This is a genomic window from Paenibacillus contaminans (genome assembly GCF_003285015.1).
Lineage (GTDB): Bacteria > Bacillota > Bacilli > Paenibacillales > NBRC-103111 > Paenibacillus_V > Paenibacillus_V contaminans.
The window spans coordinates 95,795-111,797 of the sequence record NZ_QMFB01000019.1 but is presented as its reverse complement, the minus strand read 5'-3'; the positions used below and the strand labels follow the sequence as shown (position 1 = coordinate 111,797).

Genomic DNA, 16,003 nt, shown 5'->3' with positions numbered 1-16,003 from the left:
CTTGTTGGTGTACCTATAGTATGACCGCCGGCGTTTTCGTCAGCCGGATAACATTCTGTCATTTTGGGTAAATTTATGGCGATACTTTCGTACCGTCCGCATTTTGCAGTATGTAATTTCCTTTGACCATCACGAATATGGCATCCTTGTTTTTCGGATCCGGTTTAATACCGCGTCCCTCTCTAGGGAAAATAAGCAAATGGTTTGTTTCAATCGCTCCGTTAGGTGCGATATCTTTACCCGATGTTATGTCCGGAACGCCATTGTCGTCACTGCTGACGATTAACGTCTTTCCAGTACGCACAATAAACTCTGCGCCTGCCGCGCCATATAGTGTTTGTCCGGCCTTCAGCTCGATAACGGTTACGCCTTCCGACGACGTGCCAGGTGTTGTTACAGGAGTAGGAGTAGGCGTCGGTGTAGATGTAGGCGCCGTTATGCCGCCTTTAATCTTGGCTACTTCCTCCGCAACCTTTTTCTGGACAAGCTCATCTACATAGCTTTTCGTCACAAGCGGATCGTTAGCTGTACCAGGTTGGGATGGGGCGTCGGCGTTGGTTGGTAATTGGAAAGCCAGCCATGAAGCAACGACTAGCGATGCTGCTATCACAACTATTTTCTTTGTTTTGCTCAAATTTGAAATCCTCCTTGTTGAGTGAATTAGATGTGCATAAAAGAAAAGAAGCCTCTGCCCAGAGGCTAGAGGCTTCTTTTAAGCCGAACTTAGCGAGTACCGAAGGATACCGAGTCAGTCAGGGAAACTTGACCGTTAATATCTTTCAGTGCAGTAGCTCCTGCAGCAGTAATTGCTACAGTACCCGTTCCAGCTGCTGCAAACGACTCGTTAGCAACAAACTTGACCGTTTTAGAATCAATTGCAACAACAGAGCCAGTTAATGGTGCGCCGCCGTTGATCGCGATTGTAAAGTACGTATCGCTCAGAGTATCACCAGCTGCCAGTTTTACACCAGGAGCTTTATAAATATCTTCGCTGAACGTGAGCTTAATCTCTTTCTTTGCGCTGCTAGCGTCAACTGCAACTACAATCGGTTGTGCATTAGTCGCATTCGATGCGCCCAACTGTACTTTGTTTGCATCAGTTGTTGTGTCATATGCTTTTCCTTGCTTGTCAATAATCGAACCCGTTGCTGTTACATACGTTACCGTATATGCGCGGCCGCCCACAAGTCCTGCAGGAGCAGCATCTTTGTTCAGCGATACGGTCAATCTTGTTTTGTCAGAGGAAGCTGTATAAACTGCGTTTGTTACAGCTACAACGCTGGAATCAGTATTGTCAGTGATGATGTACTGCACACCAGCAGCACCAGCATTCAATACTGGCTCGCTAAAGATGATGTCGAAGTTGTATTTGTCAATAACAGCTGTCGAGACCATTTTAGGAGCTGCGTTAGCAAGGTCAATACCACCAAGCGTTACAACATAGTCGGAACCAATTTGCAATTGGTTTCCAGCCGGGTCAGTAATACCAGCATCAAACGTTACTTTATAAGTGCGTCCGCCTTTTAGTGGCTTCGAATCGCCAAAATTCAGTATGGCAGTTGTAACATTATCAAGATTGCCCGACCCATCTGCATCTTGAATTCCAGTGACATCAATCACGTAAGAGGAATCAGCAGCGTCGACGATGTGAATCCGGGATGCATGCAAACCCTTAACTACTTTGTCGAATACAATTTTCGCCGATGTGCTGTTAACCGGAGAAGCTGTCAAAGCCTTCGGCCGAGCGCTGGCTACCGGAGTACCGCCGAAAGTTTTGGTGTTTTTCGACACATCGCTTGGGAGACTAGCAGCGCCGGAAACTACAGCAGTGTATGCTTTCCCTTGCGTAAATACGCCGTCTGTGCTTGTGTAATAGAATCTTACAACCTTGGAGTTGTCAGGACGTTTGCCCTGGCTAACAAGCACAAGTGCCTTAGGAGTTCCCGATGCAGAAGATCCATCGTATACAGTCAATGTTACGGATTGGGCATCCGCATCAGATGGCGTTGCATCAAAGTAAACATCCAGCGTATTGTTGTCAACTGCTTGAATCGTTTGCAGATTCAATGTAGTAGTGCTCGTATTAACACCGGAGAAGCCTTTCTTCGAATTTGCAGAAATTACATTGCCGGAAAGGTCTTTCAGGTTGTTGATTGTTACCGTGTAAAGCTTGCCGGACGTCTGACTTGCAGTAGTCAGAGTAACGATTCCTACACCAGTCGATTCGTCATAAACAGCTTTAGTTGGATATTTCAAGTCACCATCAACGGAATAGTTAGTAGGATCTTGTGCCAGATCTTTATTCAACTTCTCATTGAACTTAATAACAACTTGGTTGTTAGTAACTGGATCTGTCGTTGCAGATACAATCGTCGGTCCTGCCGTATCTACCATACCGCTGAAGAATTTGTCGGCAGCATCCATTACGTTTCCGGACTTATCAGCAACATTTTTAACTGTCATTTTGTAGAGCTGACCTACTACTGGAACAGTAGTTTTCAATGTTACGGTTTTAAGATCATCCGCGTTAAGCGAAGCACTAGTTACCGTAAGATTGTTGTCAATGACGTAGTTCGCTACATTTTCCGCTTGCTCTTTGTTCACCTTCTCGTTGAAGATAACAGTAATGCTGGAATCTTGGTTAGCGGTGAACGTAGCAATTTGAGGCTTCGTAGTATCAACGATGCCGCTGAAGAATTTGTCAACAGCATCGATTACATTGCCCGAAATGTCTGCAACATTCTTAACAGTCATTTTGTAAAGCTGACCATTCGTTTGTGCAGAAGTAGTCAGTGTTACAACATCATTGTCGCTGTTAATTGTTGCACTTGTTGCCGTAAGGCTATTGTCAAACACGTAGTTCTGTACGCTAGTAGCAAGTGTTGCATCAACTTTTTCGGTGAATTTAACTTCGACAGTACCATCAGTGTTAACAGTTACTGTCGAAATTTGCGGTTTATTCGTATCAACAACACCGCTGAAGTACAGACCCGATTTCGAATCCATTGTATTTCCAGCAAGATCCGTTACGTTGGATACTGTCAGTTGATATAATTGGCCAGATGTTTGTGCTTCAGTCACAATTGTAACTTTGTTGGTGGCCGAATCAAGAGTAGCTGTTTTTGCCTTCAAGTTGTTATCGAAAGTGTAGTTAGCAACATTAGTTGCAGTTGCTGCATCAACTTTTTCGTTAAATGCAACTGTCAGCACACCTTTGTAATCTACCGAGACAGTTCCAACTACCGAAGGTTTCGTCGTGTCAACTGGAAGACCTACAAAGTTTTTCGTTACGCCGTCAGCAGTCAAAGAATATGCTGCGTATGCAGTTTGTGTTGCAGTTGTTACTGTAACGGTTTTGCCATCAGCAGACAGAGAAGCGTCTTTCACTTCCAATGCAGAGCCGTCGAAGTTTTTGATCGAGATCTTCGTTTTGTCAACTGCAGTTACAGCCTCGGAAAGAGTAATGGAAACCTTGCTGTTAGTCAAAGCAGTTACGCCACTAACTTTCAAAGCCGTTACCGGTTTTTCCGAATCGATTTTCTCGATAGCCGTCCAAGCGGATTCTACGAGGTCGCTACGCTTTGCAGCAACAGTGTAGTCAGCTTGAGCCTTGATCAGACCAGCTTTAACAGCTGCAGCTACATAACCTTTAGCCCAATCGGATACTTCGCCTTCAACTTCTGCAGTTGCAGGGTGCTCCAGTTTGAACGCTTTAACGAGGATCGTTGCGATTTGCTCGTGAGTTACGTTGCTAGTTGGGTCGAATACGCCTTCCCATACGCCATCCATCAGGCCGGCTTTAGTAACTGCGCCAACGAATCCAAGGGACCAGCTGTATTCAGGAGTTTTGAAAGCTTCGTCATTGTAAACAGATGCGCCGGAAGCATTTTCAGACAGTTCAAACGCTTTAGCGATGATTTTCGCGATTTGCGCGCGGTCTGTCAAACCTTCAAGGTTTGCACCTGTGCTGTCGCCTTCAAAAACGCCAGCAGCTTTCAAAGCTTCGTATTTCTCTAGTGTAGTCATTTCTTTTGTTGCGCTTACGGATGTATTAGTCGTTTCTGGTGTCGAAGTCGTCTCAGCTGCGAAAGCCGCTGTTGCGAACATCGAAGAGATCAGAGCGATCGAAACGACAGAAGATAAAGTTTTTTTCATAACCTTTTTTTCTCCTCCTCGAATATGTTTCTGAGAGTACTCTCTAGATAAATTTGAGCTCGATTCACTCATTTGCCGATTCACCTCCTTCCCAGAGTTGAGCATGTATCATCAAATATGAAAGTCTGCGAACAGTGGTGCCCACAGAAACTAGTAAACAACTTAAAAAAACATAGAGAGTCCTAGGCCACTTTAAACATTATACAATGGACCCCTGTCAGCGTAAAGAGATAATTTTGTGAAAATTAACCATCGGAATGTACCGTCTTATGTATCCCGCTGAATGTTTTCACAGTAATTAAACGCTCCAGCTTTGAAAAAGTTGCGGATTCAGAAAAAAGTTTTAATTTATTTTTCGAAGGCCGCAAAATCCCTCTCTTATGTAGTCTGCAGCGTGTATATTTCCGATATATCATCCGCTACGAGATTTAGTATACATGCAATGCTATACAAAAGTCATCGCGAAACATTTTCCAACAAGGATAAATGCCTACCGGCGTGTTTGACGCTGGCATTTACCGTAGGTCTAGAGCCGCTTCCACGATGTGCTTTCTGATAAACGAAGAATAAACGGCTGCGGCACGTTTACCGGAAGTGGGACGTTCAGCGAAGAATATACCTTTTGAAACTTTAACAAGTGGCCGTTCCAGTAGACTGAAACGGCCACTCCATATAAGTTAATTCAGATTTTTAGGGAAGATCTTGGTGTACTTCTGAAGCAAGCGTACGGAAATTTCCCCGACTTCGGCTCGAGTTAGATTAGCTTGCGGATCGAAAAGAAGCGTCTTGCTCTTCGGATCCTCCAGATTGCTCGGACGGCCGACCATAATGCCCGCATTGTTCACCGCATCGATGAACGGCTTGGCGTAATAAGACATCGCCGCTACATCCTCGAAAGACTTTTCCAGCTTGGCGTTCAGTTTGCTGTCATTAATAGAAACTTTGAGATCAAGCGCCCTCGCGATCATAGTCGCCGCTTGCTCCCTGGTCAGCCGCTGGTTCACGCCGAACCATCGGTTATCCATGCCGGTAATGATGCCCGCCCTTGCCGCCGTCTCAATATGTGCATAATCCCAAGTAACAGCTTTGCTTCCAGGCACGACATCGACGAAAGTGTTGTTATTGTCGACTTTAAGCGGGATGTTCAACGACTTGACGATCATCGCTGCGAATTCGCCGCGAGTAGTAAAATCGTCCGTTCCGAAGTCTTCATAACGGATGTTTTTCATGAAGCCTTTGGCGAACAATGCCTCCAGAACGTTACGCGCCCACGGATGGATGGTAATGTCCGCAAATCCTTCGCGAAGCTTCATGACCACATAGTATCCGTAATCGTCAAACGGCACTGTGATCGTATTTTTACCGGTATCGACTACGCCGCCGATGTTATTCCATTCACCTTTATCGTTAAAATGGAAAACCGTAACCTGCGAGCCGGCGATATCGACTACGGACTTGTCAAACTGCAGCGTCAATGTTCCGCGTTCCGTCGGCACGACCTTGCGTTCAGGCAAGAAGGTCGTAAATGTACCTTCAACGTCGTACGGATCAAGACCGTTGGTAGCAGGCTTATAGTTTGCGGAGCCTTTTACGTTCTCCTCGCCAACGCCTCCGGAGATCCAGTAATACGGAGATACGGCAGTAAAGTGCTGTCTTGTCGACGGACTAGTAAATTGCTGGGCCAGCCAGTCCAAAATAGGAATTGCGTACTGCCCGTTAGGCGTTCTGGCATCGGTTCTTAAGTCAATGTCGAGGCCTTTCCGGTTGCCGTAGTCGTTCATTTTCTCGACCATACCGTTAGAAGGATCGGCGATCCCGAACATCAACTGCGTTTGATCGTAAAATTTCGTGACTTGATTTTGGGAGAAGGAAGGGTCCGCCGTTTTCATAACCGTACCTTTAGGGAACGACAGCTGCAAATCTCCCCCAAAAACGCTATGTTTGGAACCGATCTTCTCCATAAATTGAGAGCCGATCTCGACAGTGTTCGTATAGAACACCTTCACCGAACTGTTCAACGTCCCACCCGAACGTACGATCGCAACCTTGATTGTCGTTTCTTTGCCCGGCTTCAGTCCGGAAAAGTCATAAATAAATCTGTCGTTAAAATCCGGCCGCTTTGTCGCCGGTTTCCCGTCGATCAAAACTTGTGTCGCGCCTTCCGCCTCAACATCGAAGCGAACAAAGTTCTTGTTTACTACGATTCTATCGCCTACAGTCGGCTGCGGCGAAAGAATACGGTATGGAGCTACCTCGCGTTGAATTTCCAAACGCTGCTGGATGGGAGCACCCGTCGCATTTTTCAATTCGAGCGTGTAGACATGACTGCCTGGCGCATCGAACGTAAGATTTCTGATTCGGAACAAGAAATTGTCCGACGTTCCGTTAAAATCGGAAGTCTGAAACAGCGCACTGCCTAGTTGGCTATCCGGTTCGATTGATGCCGTGTTGCCGGATATTTTAGAATGAAGCACCATTTCGCCGCCGCGCATCAGCTTGATTTCTGTGGCACCGTTTCCTTGGAAAGCCAGGTCGTAGCTTTTCACGCTAGTAACGAACTTCTCGTTTTTGTAGATGAATTGCGTCAATGCGCTCGTAAAAATGTTCGCATCCAAAACAGGACGCGTTCCCGATGTCGGGATTTCAAGCGGCTGGAACTTAAACAGGTTTGGCATGTTCTCATCTACGATGTAGATTTTTACAACCTTGCGAATCGATTGAATCGTTCCGCCGGAAGTATCGTCCCCGCTGATTACAATCGTATTCTCGCCAAAATAAAGTCGGCCTTCGGATACGCTATTGTCAAACTTCAATTCATAGCTGAAATTATACGGTTTTACCGTTGGAATAGTAAGATCCGTTACTTTCTTGCCGTTTATCGCCAATTCTACATTCTGTAATTCGTCAAACCCTACAAATTGTCCGGAAATCGGAATCTTAGGATAACTGTTCGGCAGACTCGGCGAGAAGTTTTTCGAATTCACCTTCACCGTTTGCCCGTCGTTGATGCCTTCAAGATAAATGTAACGTTTGGATACGTAATTAACGGTCGCATCGAAGCCTGTTTGAGATCCTTCATATTGCAAACGCAGCTTCTGCGAGCCGTTAGGCAGACCCGTTACCTCATAAATATATTCGTTTGCACCAGTCCCCGCCGCCTTGTAGGCCACGCCTAAATTCGACGTACCAAGCGGAAGCAGCATGGCTTGCAGCTTATTAACATCTGCAGGCGCTTTATTCGTCTTCACCTTGATGAAGAAGTTTGGCTGCGTCACTTCGCTGTTGTTGAGCGGCGCAATATTGGCACCTGTGGCGTCGACAAGCGCAGCTTCCGTTATAACAACATCGCCCGGATAATAATCGTACTTCAAATTGCCCATTTGATTAGTAAATGTACCGTAAGCGATTTGCAAATCGAGCGTCTTGGTTTCCTTGTCCGTCGGATTCGGAATATTGTAGCCATTCAGCGTAAACGTGATCAGTTTATATGCCGGATCTCCGTCATCTCCCGGAATGACCGTTTCTGTAATCGGCTGGAGCGCCGCGCCGCTAAAAGCCTGCGGAGTTCCGGTATATACATGTGCCGTTACCGTTGCAACGTCTTTAAAGTCGTCTTTGCGATTCGTAGCGCTGTACGGCGTAATGATCGTACCTACGATTTTCGCCGCCGTCGTCGTATCCGTCAGCTTCGGCCTGCCCGTAAGCAGCGATTCCAAAGGATTTTCCACTGCGGTTGAGCTGTCTTGCTTGATGCCGAGCTCCACATATGGCTTCAACGGATCGTAGTAGTAGATCGTCCGCTTCGCCACCACGCGGTTCGTGTCATTCTCGACGACGATTTCGACTTCATTCTTCCCTGGCACGAGCGTGATCGGCGGAGCGAAAAAGACGCCGTCCTCCGTAGGTGTAGTTACGTTGCCGTTCACGGAAATTTTGGTGGCATTGTCGGCTTGCCCTTGCAAATAAACCGTCATCCGATAGTTCGGATCGGTAATCGTAGTCGGCTTCGGAATAACGCGGCTGACGCCTTCATTCAGATCGACCGGTTCCGAATTCCCTGTGCCGACTTTAAGAGATTTCAAATAGGGAATATCGTCATACAACACGTAAAGAACGTCAAATCTCTCTTGGCCATTCTGCTTGCCGAGAAAGGTCACTTTATTATAGCCTGCGAAAAACTGAATACGCGAAGCCTCGAACCGATTGTTCGGCAGCGCATTAATGCCTTTCGTAAAACTGCGCTGCGGATCCGTCGTCCATTTGCCCAAGGAATCCTTCACCATCTGTTCGACTTTGATGACCATGGAATCCGAGGCGACCGAGTGATACGTTCCCTTAATATCGATTGTTTTGGAGTTTGCCACGTAAGCGACATTACGATCAAGCGATACAACGCCGTTAGTAAATGTTGGATTCGCTTTCTGCGACATCCCGGTATCGTCCGGATAAAAAATAGTCGAGGCAGCCGAGGCCTGCTTCGGAAAGACCGGAAGAAGCGTCAGCACCAGCGCAATCGCTACGATCACGCTTGTCCAGCTGCGAAACAATTTGATTTTCAAAACGGTTTCCTCCTTATATGAAAAAGACTTTAAATTACCCGTATCGACCAACAATAATTCTCGCGACTTCGCCCCTTTCCAAATTTCCCCTTCCTTAGACTCCGTTTGCTTCCAAAAAGTTGCGGTTACTTGTTGTTATCGGCAAAAACAGGTCGAATCTTTAGATTTGATGCCGATTTTCATAAAGTCGTGATTTTTCGGCAGCGATCAAGTGTGGCCTGGTCCGCGAATAAATAACGGCCTTACAGCATCTCTAGCGGTTACCTTAAGTAACGCAGAAAAGACAAAAAAGCCCCTGTCTACTTGAGACAGAGGCTTGCTATTCGGAACCTTATCCTTTGCTCCGCTGACCGGACAACCTTTGCAGCAGCTGGATAACAGGCTTGCGTTTCTTGCTTAGAATGCCGAGCGCTTCAACCCCGACTTCCATGCCGAGCAAAAATATCGCCAACAGCACGATCGTCCACCATTGGGTAGGCTGCGACAACAGCACGGCGCAAAGACCGAACAAGATCGAAATTCCGTATATGATCAGCACCGTTTTCTTCGTGCTGAACCCGAGGCTCATCAGGCTGTGGTGCAAATGGCCTTTATCGGGAGCCGAAATCGGCTTGTTGTTCAGCTTCCGGCGTATGATGGCGAGCAGCGTATCGGAAATCGGGACGCCCAGAATAAGAATCGGCACGATAAAAGAGACGAATGCCGCCTGCTTATAACCGACGATGGACAATGTAGCCAATGTAAAGCCGAGAAACAGCGCACCCGTATCGCCCATAAATATTTTGGCGGGGTTAAAGTTGAAGAAGAGAAATCCCACGATGCTTCCCAAAAGAACTGCGCAAAGCAGCGCAATCGGATATTCTTGCTGCGGCATCATCAAAGCCATGACCATGATCGTAGCGGTTGCGATGCCCGAAACGCCGGCGGACAAACCGTCCAAACCGTCGATCAGGTTTACCGCGTTCGTAACGCCGATGATCCAAACGATCGTAATAACGATCGCCAGCCAGGTTGGAGGCGTCCATGACCAGTCCGTAAACGGAATATTGATGACGTCGATCTGCAAGCCGAAGGAAACGACCACGATCGCCGCAATCACTTGGCCGAGCAGCTTTACTTTCGGAGAAAGCGCCAACCGGTCGTCAAACGCGCCGACGATTACGATGATCGTACCGCCGATCAGCAGCGCCATAGTGATTTCCGTTGTATAATGTCGAGCGATAAGTGAAACGACAGTATATACGATAGCAAATGCCAAAAAGATCGCGAGCCCGCCCATTTGCGGCATAATTTTGGTATGCACGCTGCGATGGTTCGGAACGGATACGGCACCGACGCGAAACGCGAGCTTTTTGACCAGCGGTGTCAGCAGAACGGCTAACGAACAAGAAGCAATGAAGCCGATCACATACATCCATGCGCTCATTATATTTACACACAACCCCTCAGGTTTCTTTCACAGAGCATACGGGACTCATTATACTCTGTTTGTGAAATAAAGGCGAATCTGCTATTTATCCGAAAATGGACGAATTACGGTCGTTTTCATGGGCATTTTCAACTTTTTTGCACGTTCTCTTTTTCGCGAATGACTTTCCATGCAAATTTCGGCAATACAAGCATTCTTTTATACCGCCAAGGCTCCTGCATAAGACGATAAAACCACTCTAACTTGAACTTGATCCAGAAATTCGGAGCTCTCTTCAGTTTGCCCGAAATGACGTCAAAGCTTCCTCCGACGCCCATAATAATGGGTACATTCAGATCTTCTTTATAACGGTCGATCCATGGCTCCTGTTTATCCGCCGAACGGCCGACCAACAAAATGTCCGGTTTCGCCTCCCGGATTTCCTGAATGACGTCCCGATCCTGATTTTCCCCGAAAAATCCGTCCCGATACCCAATCAGCTGCAGACGCGGGTACTTTTCTTTCAATTTTTCGGCTGCCGCCGCAATAACCTCGCCGGATGCGCCTACCAAATACATGCGCCACCCCGTATGCTCGGCCATTTTGGCAAGCTCGTGAACAAGCTCGATGCCGGCGACCTTCTCCTTGACCGGATTGCCGACGTAGCCCGAAGCCCAAACGACGCCTGCGCCGTCAGGCACAATAATTTCCGCCCGTTTCATCATGGCCATATAAGAAGGCTGCTCCAACGCCATCATGACCATAATCGGATTCGCCGTAATGATCTGATGCGGACGGCCGCTTTCGACGGCTTCAGCCAGCATTTGCACCGTTTCGCTCATCCCCAGCTTAGAAATCGGAACGCCGAATATGGATACTTTCGGAATACTCATTCGTTATTCACCCTTTTTGACGTAAAAATGCCGCAACTTGTTGCGCCGGCTTGTTCGCTTCCGCCTTGAGGCGCTGGATCGCATCGCGCTTCTCGAGCTGCCATGCTTCCCGGGCGTCGAGCAAGCGAAGCGTTTCCGCCGCGACAGCCGTCGAATCGAAGCGTTCGGTCGTCGCCGAAGACCGTATATCGAGCCGATGCAAAAATTGATCGATTTTCGGATCGTAAGAAATGCCGATCATCGGAACGTGCTGAGAAGCCGCGTAGATAAGCGAGTGCAGGCGCATGCCGATGATCGCATCGCAAGCGCTGACTTCCGCAAGCATGTCCTGCGGGTGCGTAACGTCGCGTACGCTCACGCTGGCGGCGCGAGCGGCATCGCTCAATCGCTCTATAACGTCTTCCGACGCTTTTACATCTGACGGCAAATGGAACGGCAAAAATCGAATTTCTACGTCCCGATCGGCTGCAATGCCGTTCAAGCTGTCCGCAAGCGCCGCAAGCTCGCTTCTGTTCTCGTTCCAGTAGCGTACCGATACGCCGATAACCGGTTTCGACCCGGCATTCGCCGCAGGTTTTTGCCGCACGCCCGTTTCCCGAAGGGGAAGTCCCATAACGGGATCGGGAACGACTTCTATTTTAGTTTGCCCTAAATGCATCGACTTGAGAAGCTCGGCCGACTCCTGATCGCGAACCGAAACGTAAGCGGAATGCTTGAATGCGCTGCGGATTAACGGGTAAAATCCCTTGCTGTTAACCGGCCCGATGCCTTGCGAATAAATAAAAGTCGGCTTGCGGAGCCATTGGGCGAGCTTGATGACACCGATGTAATATGGGATCGTCATCTTTCCGGTAGCATCCTGAAGCAGGCTGCCGCCGCCGCTGATCAAGCCGTCGCTTTGGCGTATAGCCGATAGAAGCGCGCCCGCCTTCATCCGGTGAACCGCCTTGACGCCGTACGTTCGGGCAGTCCATTCCGGATCTCCGGACAAAACAACCGGCTCGATCGAAATCCCCTGTTGATGGCCTTCGTCTTGAAGCGCAAGCAAAATCGATTGGAGCACCGCCTCGTCTCCGCTATTGCGGAAGCCGTAATAGCCGGAAATTACAATTTGTTTAGCGGGCCCACCCATTTATGCCAACTCCTTGCGCAAAGTTCCCAAGCTGCAATCAACAAAAGTCCGATTACGCTGCCGAAAAGCAGGCCGTAAATAACCCGGATCATCGATATATCGAGCGGGGTATGCAAATGCGTGAACGTACCGACGATATCCGCTTGCGCGATCGCTCCGATCAACACCGCATAAAGCCCCCATGCCTTGCGCTTCAAGCACAAGTAGACGCCGAGCAGGAATATCGGATGTCCGATCAAAAATTCCTTCGTACGCGGCCTTACCCCGAGTGTATTTTCGAGGAATGACCTGAAAATAAGCTCCAGTGAGGATGCTTGTCCCTCATTGCCGGTCCGCGATAAATAATAGTAGCCGGCGCCGAGAACGACTGCCCCCGCCACAATCGAAATTACGCTTATATGCGAGAACAAGATTCGCTTCGCTTTGCCGAAAATGCCGGCCGCCGAAAGTCCTTCGCTGAAGAAAATCAAATAAATCGCTGCAAGCACGACCGGCAAGTACGCAAGCATTTTGACGCCGGTAAATTGGGCGAGCTGCAGATTAAACGTAATGTGGCTCATCAGCGCCACGACGAAAACTGCGCCGCAGCCGGAAATGATTGTCGCCTGCAGCAGAAGCGCGAACATCGTACCGAACGTTGAGCGAACCGGCCGATTCGATATGCTTCGCAGCTTGCTGATAACCGTCATAATCGCCAGCGTCGATGCGCTGACGGTTACGCCCAATGCAAGCAGCTTGATCAATAGACTATGTTTGACGACAAATAGTCCGGCTGCGCCTACAGTACCGATTATCCAGATCGGCAGCGTCAGCCTAGGAACGAATCTGGACAGCATAAGCGCGATAACCGCGACGCTGCCGAGGACCGACAACAGCTGCAGCGCCTTCTGCATAGGCGGCTCATAAACGGTGAAGGAATGCGCCGTTCCCGGCGTGTACCCGGATTTCTCGATTCGCTCGAGTGCCCCGTCCTTGCCATTGACCGTATCGTAAACCGCTTGAAGAGGATCCACGTATTGTCCGCGAATCAGATTTTTGGATGCCCGGGCATTCAGGAAAATCATCCGAATGTTGCGATCCTTGACGGCCAGCACAAACCGGTCGGCGATCGCCTGAACCCGCCCCTCGAGCTCTTCCGGTGTCAAGTTTTCCGTCAGCTTGTCCGCCTCCGCCTCGGAGAACGAATGCAGACGGATGATATTGTAATCAAGCTCCTTAGCCAGCGTGCTCATCCCTTTGGGAGGCACCTTCAAGCTGACGGGTTCTACCCCCGCAAGCGCAAGCTGATGCTTGTTCATCAGCTCGGCCATCGCTTCGATGTCTTCCACCTTCGATTTCCCGCCCGCCCCGTTGGAGTAGCCGGGAACCGAATCGCCGTCGGTAAGAATCGTTTTTACGCCCAATTGCGCGAGTTGACCCAAGAGCTTGTCCATATCCTCTGCGTTGAACGCGCGACGATTGGACAGGCGGCTCACGATTTGAAACCCTTGGTCCTTCAACGCTTTGAGCGTAATCGGATCCGGGTCGAGCGATTTGATCGACGCTTCGTCGAGCGGCATTTCAATAATCATGCCTTCTTGATTTTTGAAGCTCCAAGGGCGCATTTTCACATTCAGCCGGTTAAAAGCCCGCTCAATTAAATCTTTCGTAACCGCCTGCGATTCTTTGTCCGAGAACAGCACATAAGCAAAATTTTCATGCGCGACGATCGGCGTCTGCATGATGATGGAAGCGTCCCGCGACGAATACAGCTCGACTCTGCGGCTCAGCTTCAGCTCATTAAGCGTGCTTTCGTAAACGGCCAACGAGTGAATGCCGTTCTTCTTCAATTCCTTTAGCTGCGTGTTAACGAATTCCTGGGGGTTCGTTTTCGTATCGGAAATTTCCAAAAGGTCGCGGTAGTCGAATACGAACTCCACCTTCTTCGAGGAGCCCTCCGTACGCAGACGTTCATAAGTAAAAGGAAGGGAGGCCAGCAGGCCAAGAATGACCAGCCCCCACAACAACTTCATTATCGTGCGATTCCATTGGACAGTCCGTCCAGCCAAACGCCTCACCTCAATTTCGAGAATCCGCCATCATGGCCGGATTTCGCTATTTGCCGTCGATTCCGGCCATGACTTCTTCTCTTAACGCTTGCAGCCGATCCGCCGCTTGTTTAGGCGCTTCGCCGCAAACGGCGAAATACAATTTGATTTTCGGCTCCGTACCGGACGGGCGCAAGCAGAACCACGACTTGTCGGCAAGCACATATTTGAGCACGTTCTCAGGCGGCAGGCCATCCCGGCCCTGCGAATAATCAAGCACCTCGGCAACGGGAATGCCGGTCACCTGGACAGGCGGACTGCTCCGCCAATCGCTCATGATTTGCCCGATTTGGGCCAAGCCGTCCTTGCCCTTCATCGTCCGCGATTCGAGCGCTTCGAGGAAAAAGCCGTGCCGTTCATAAAGCTCCTGAAGTACGTCGTACAACGTTTTCCCCTGCTGCTTGTAATAAGCAGCCGCTTCCGCAAGCAGCATGGCGGCGACGACAGCATCCTTGTCGCGCGCATAATTGCCGGCCAAATAGCCGTAGCTTTCTTCATATCCGAATAAAAAACTACGCTCGCCCGTCGTTTCAAACTGCGTCATTTTCTCTCCGATATATTTGAAGCCGGTCAGCGTATTGATCGTTTCCACGCCGTAATGCTTGGCGATGACAGCTCCCATCTCGCTTGTCACGATCGTTTTGATAACCGTACCGTTTGCAGGCAGCTCGCCGCGCCGCTTCAAGCTGCCCAGCAAATAATCGACCATGATCGCACCCGACTGGTTTCCGGACAATACGACATATTCGCCTTGCGCATCCTTGACGACGGCACCCATCCGGTCGCAATCCGGATCCGTTCCGATAATAAGGTCCGCATCGCTCTGCTTCGCCATCTCGATAGCCAGCGCGAATGCTTCCCGTTCCTCCGGATTCGGCGACTTAACGGTCGAAAATTGCGAATCCGGCAGCTCCTGGGCGGCAACCACTTCGACCCGTTCAAAACCGATATTCTTCAATGCGCCTCGTACAAGAAGATTGCCTGCACCATGCAGCGGCGTATAAATGATACGCATTTGGTCGCTCATCGCCTTAACCGCATCCGGGTTCTGGCTGATTGCAGTCACCTGCTGGAGATAAGCTGCGTCAATCGCTTCGCCAATCCAGTGCAGTAGTCCCTTGGCCTCCGCTTGTTCCCGGGACGCGCGGCGAACTTCCGTAAACGATTCGATGGATCGAATACTGGCGATTACCCGCTCCGCTTGCTCCGGAACGAGCTGGCAGCCATCGGCGTTATATGCTTTGTATCCGTTATATTCAGGCGGATTGTGACTGGCCGTCACGACAATACCCGCAGAGGCTTTCAAATGACGAACCGCAAACGATAGCTCCGGCGTCGGGCGAAGAGATTCGAACACGTATGACGCAATGCCGTTCCCCGCAAGCACCAATGCCGCCTCCAAAGCGAATTCGGGCGACTGGTTGCGTGAATCGTACGCGATAACAACCGACTGGGGATCCTTCTCGTGCTCCAGTAAATATTGCGCCAAGCCTTGGGTAGCCCGGCCTACGGTATACCGGTTCATCCGGTTCGTTCCGGCGCCGATAACGCCGCGCAAACCGCCTGTCCCGAATTCCAGCTCTTTGTAAAAGCGATCTTCGATTTCGCCTTGCTGCCCCTCTATAGAGAGCAGCTCCTGTTTCGTCGAGTCGTCAATCGCCGGGTCGTTTAACCAGCGACGGTATTCGTCCTGTACATTTGCGTTCATTCTCCATACCCCTCCATGTCCGGAACATGCTTAACTTGCCTTCCCATGAATATGCACGGTG

The 16,003-nt window shown here is 49.5% G+C and carries 8 protein-coding genes; all 8 read right to left on the bottom strand.

The window, feature by feature from the left end; all coding sequences use genetic code 11:
* Positions 1–73: 73 nt before the first annotated feature.
* A complete protein-coding gene (locus DQG23_RS27440) occupies positions 74–634 on the bottom strand; it encodes a hypothetical protein (protein ID WP_113034235.1) in 561 nt (186 codons plus the stop codon).
* 89 nt (positions 635–723) lie between these two features.
* Positions 724–4,227 (bottom strand): Ig-like domain-containing domain, encoded by a 3,504-nt coding sequence (locus tag DQG23_RS27435; RefSeq protein WP_158560720.1) that lies wholly within the window; start codon positions 4,225–4,227, stop codon positions 724–726.
* Positions 4,228–4,832: 605 nt separating this feature from the next.
* Complete coding sequence (locus DQG23_RS27430; RefSeq protein ID WP_113034233.1) at positions 4,833–8,714, bottom strand: S-layer homology domain-containing protein; 3,882 nt, start codon at positions 8,712–8,714, stop codon at positions 4,833–4,835.
* Positions 8,715–9,045: 331 nt separating this feature from the next.
* Positions 9,046–10,140 carry an MraY family glycosyltransferase gene (locus DQG23_RS27425; RefSeq protein ID WP_113034232.1) on the bottom strand — a complete coding sequence of 365 codons (1,095 nt, stop codon included), beginning with the start codon at positions 10,138–10,140 and terminating at the stop codon, positions 9,046–9,048.
* 131 nt (positions 10,141–10,271) lie between these two features.
* Positions 10,272–11,015: a WecB/TagA/CpsF family glycosyltransferase gene (locus DQG23_RS27420; protein ID WP_113034231.1), complete on the bottom strand. Its 744-nt coding sequence runs from the start codon at positions 11,013–11,015 to the stop codon at positions 10,272–10,274.
* Positions 11,016–11,022: 7 nt separating this feature from the next.
* Positions 11,023–12,147, bottom strand: coding sequence for a polysaccharide pyruvyl transferase CsaB (gene csaB / locus DQG23_RS27415; RefSeq protein ID WP_113034230.1), 1,125 nt, complete (start codon positions 12,145–12,147; stop codon positions 11,023–11,025).
* Complete coding sequence (locus DQG23_RS27410; RefSeq protein WP_238178052.1) at positions 12,120–14,159, bottom strand: DUF5693 family protein; 2,040 nt, start codon at positions 14,157–14,159, stop codon at positions 12,120–12,122. The genes csaB and DQG23_RS27410 overlap by 28 nt, the downstream gene beginning before the upstream one ends.
* A gap of 82 nt (positions 14,160–14,241) precedes the next feature.
* On the bottom strand, positions 14,242–15,942 hold the full coding sequence (locus tag DQG23_RS27405) for a phospho-sugar mutase (protein ID WP_113034228.1): 1,701 nt from the start codon (positions 15,940–15,942) through the stop codon (positions 14,242–14,244).
* Positions 15,943–16,003: the final 61 nt, after the last annotated feature.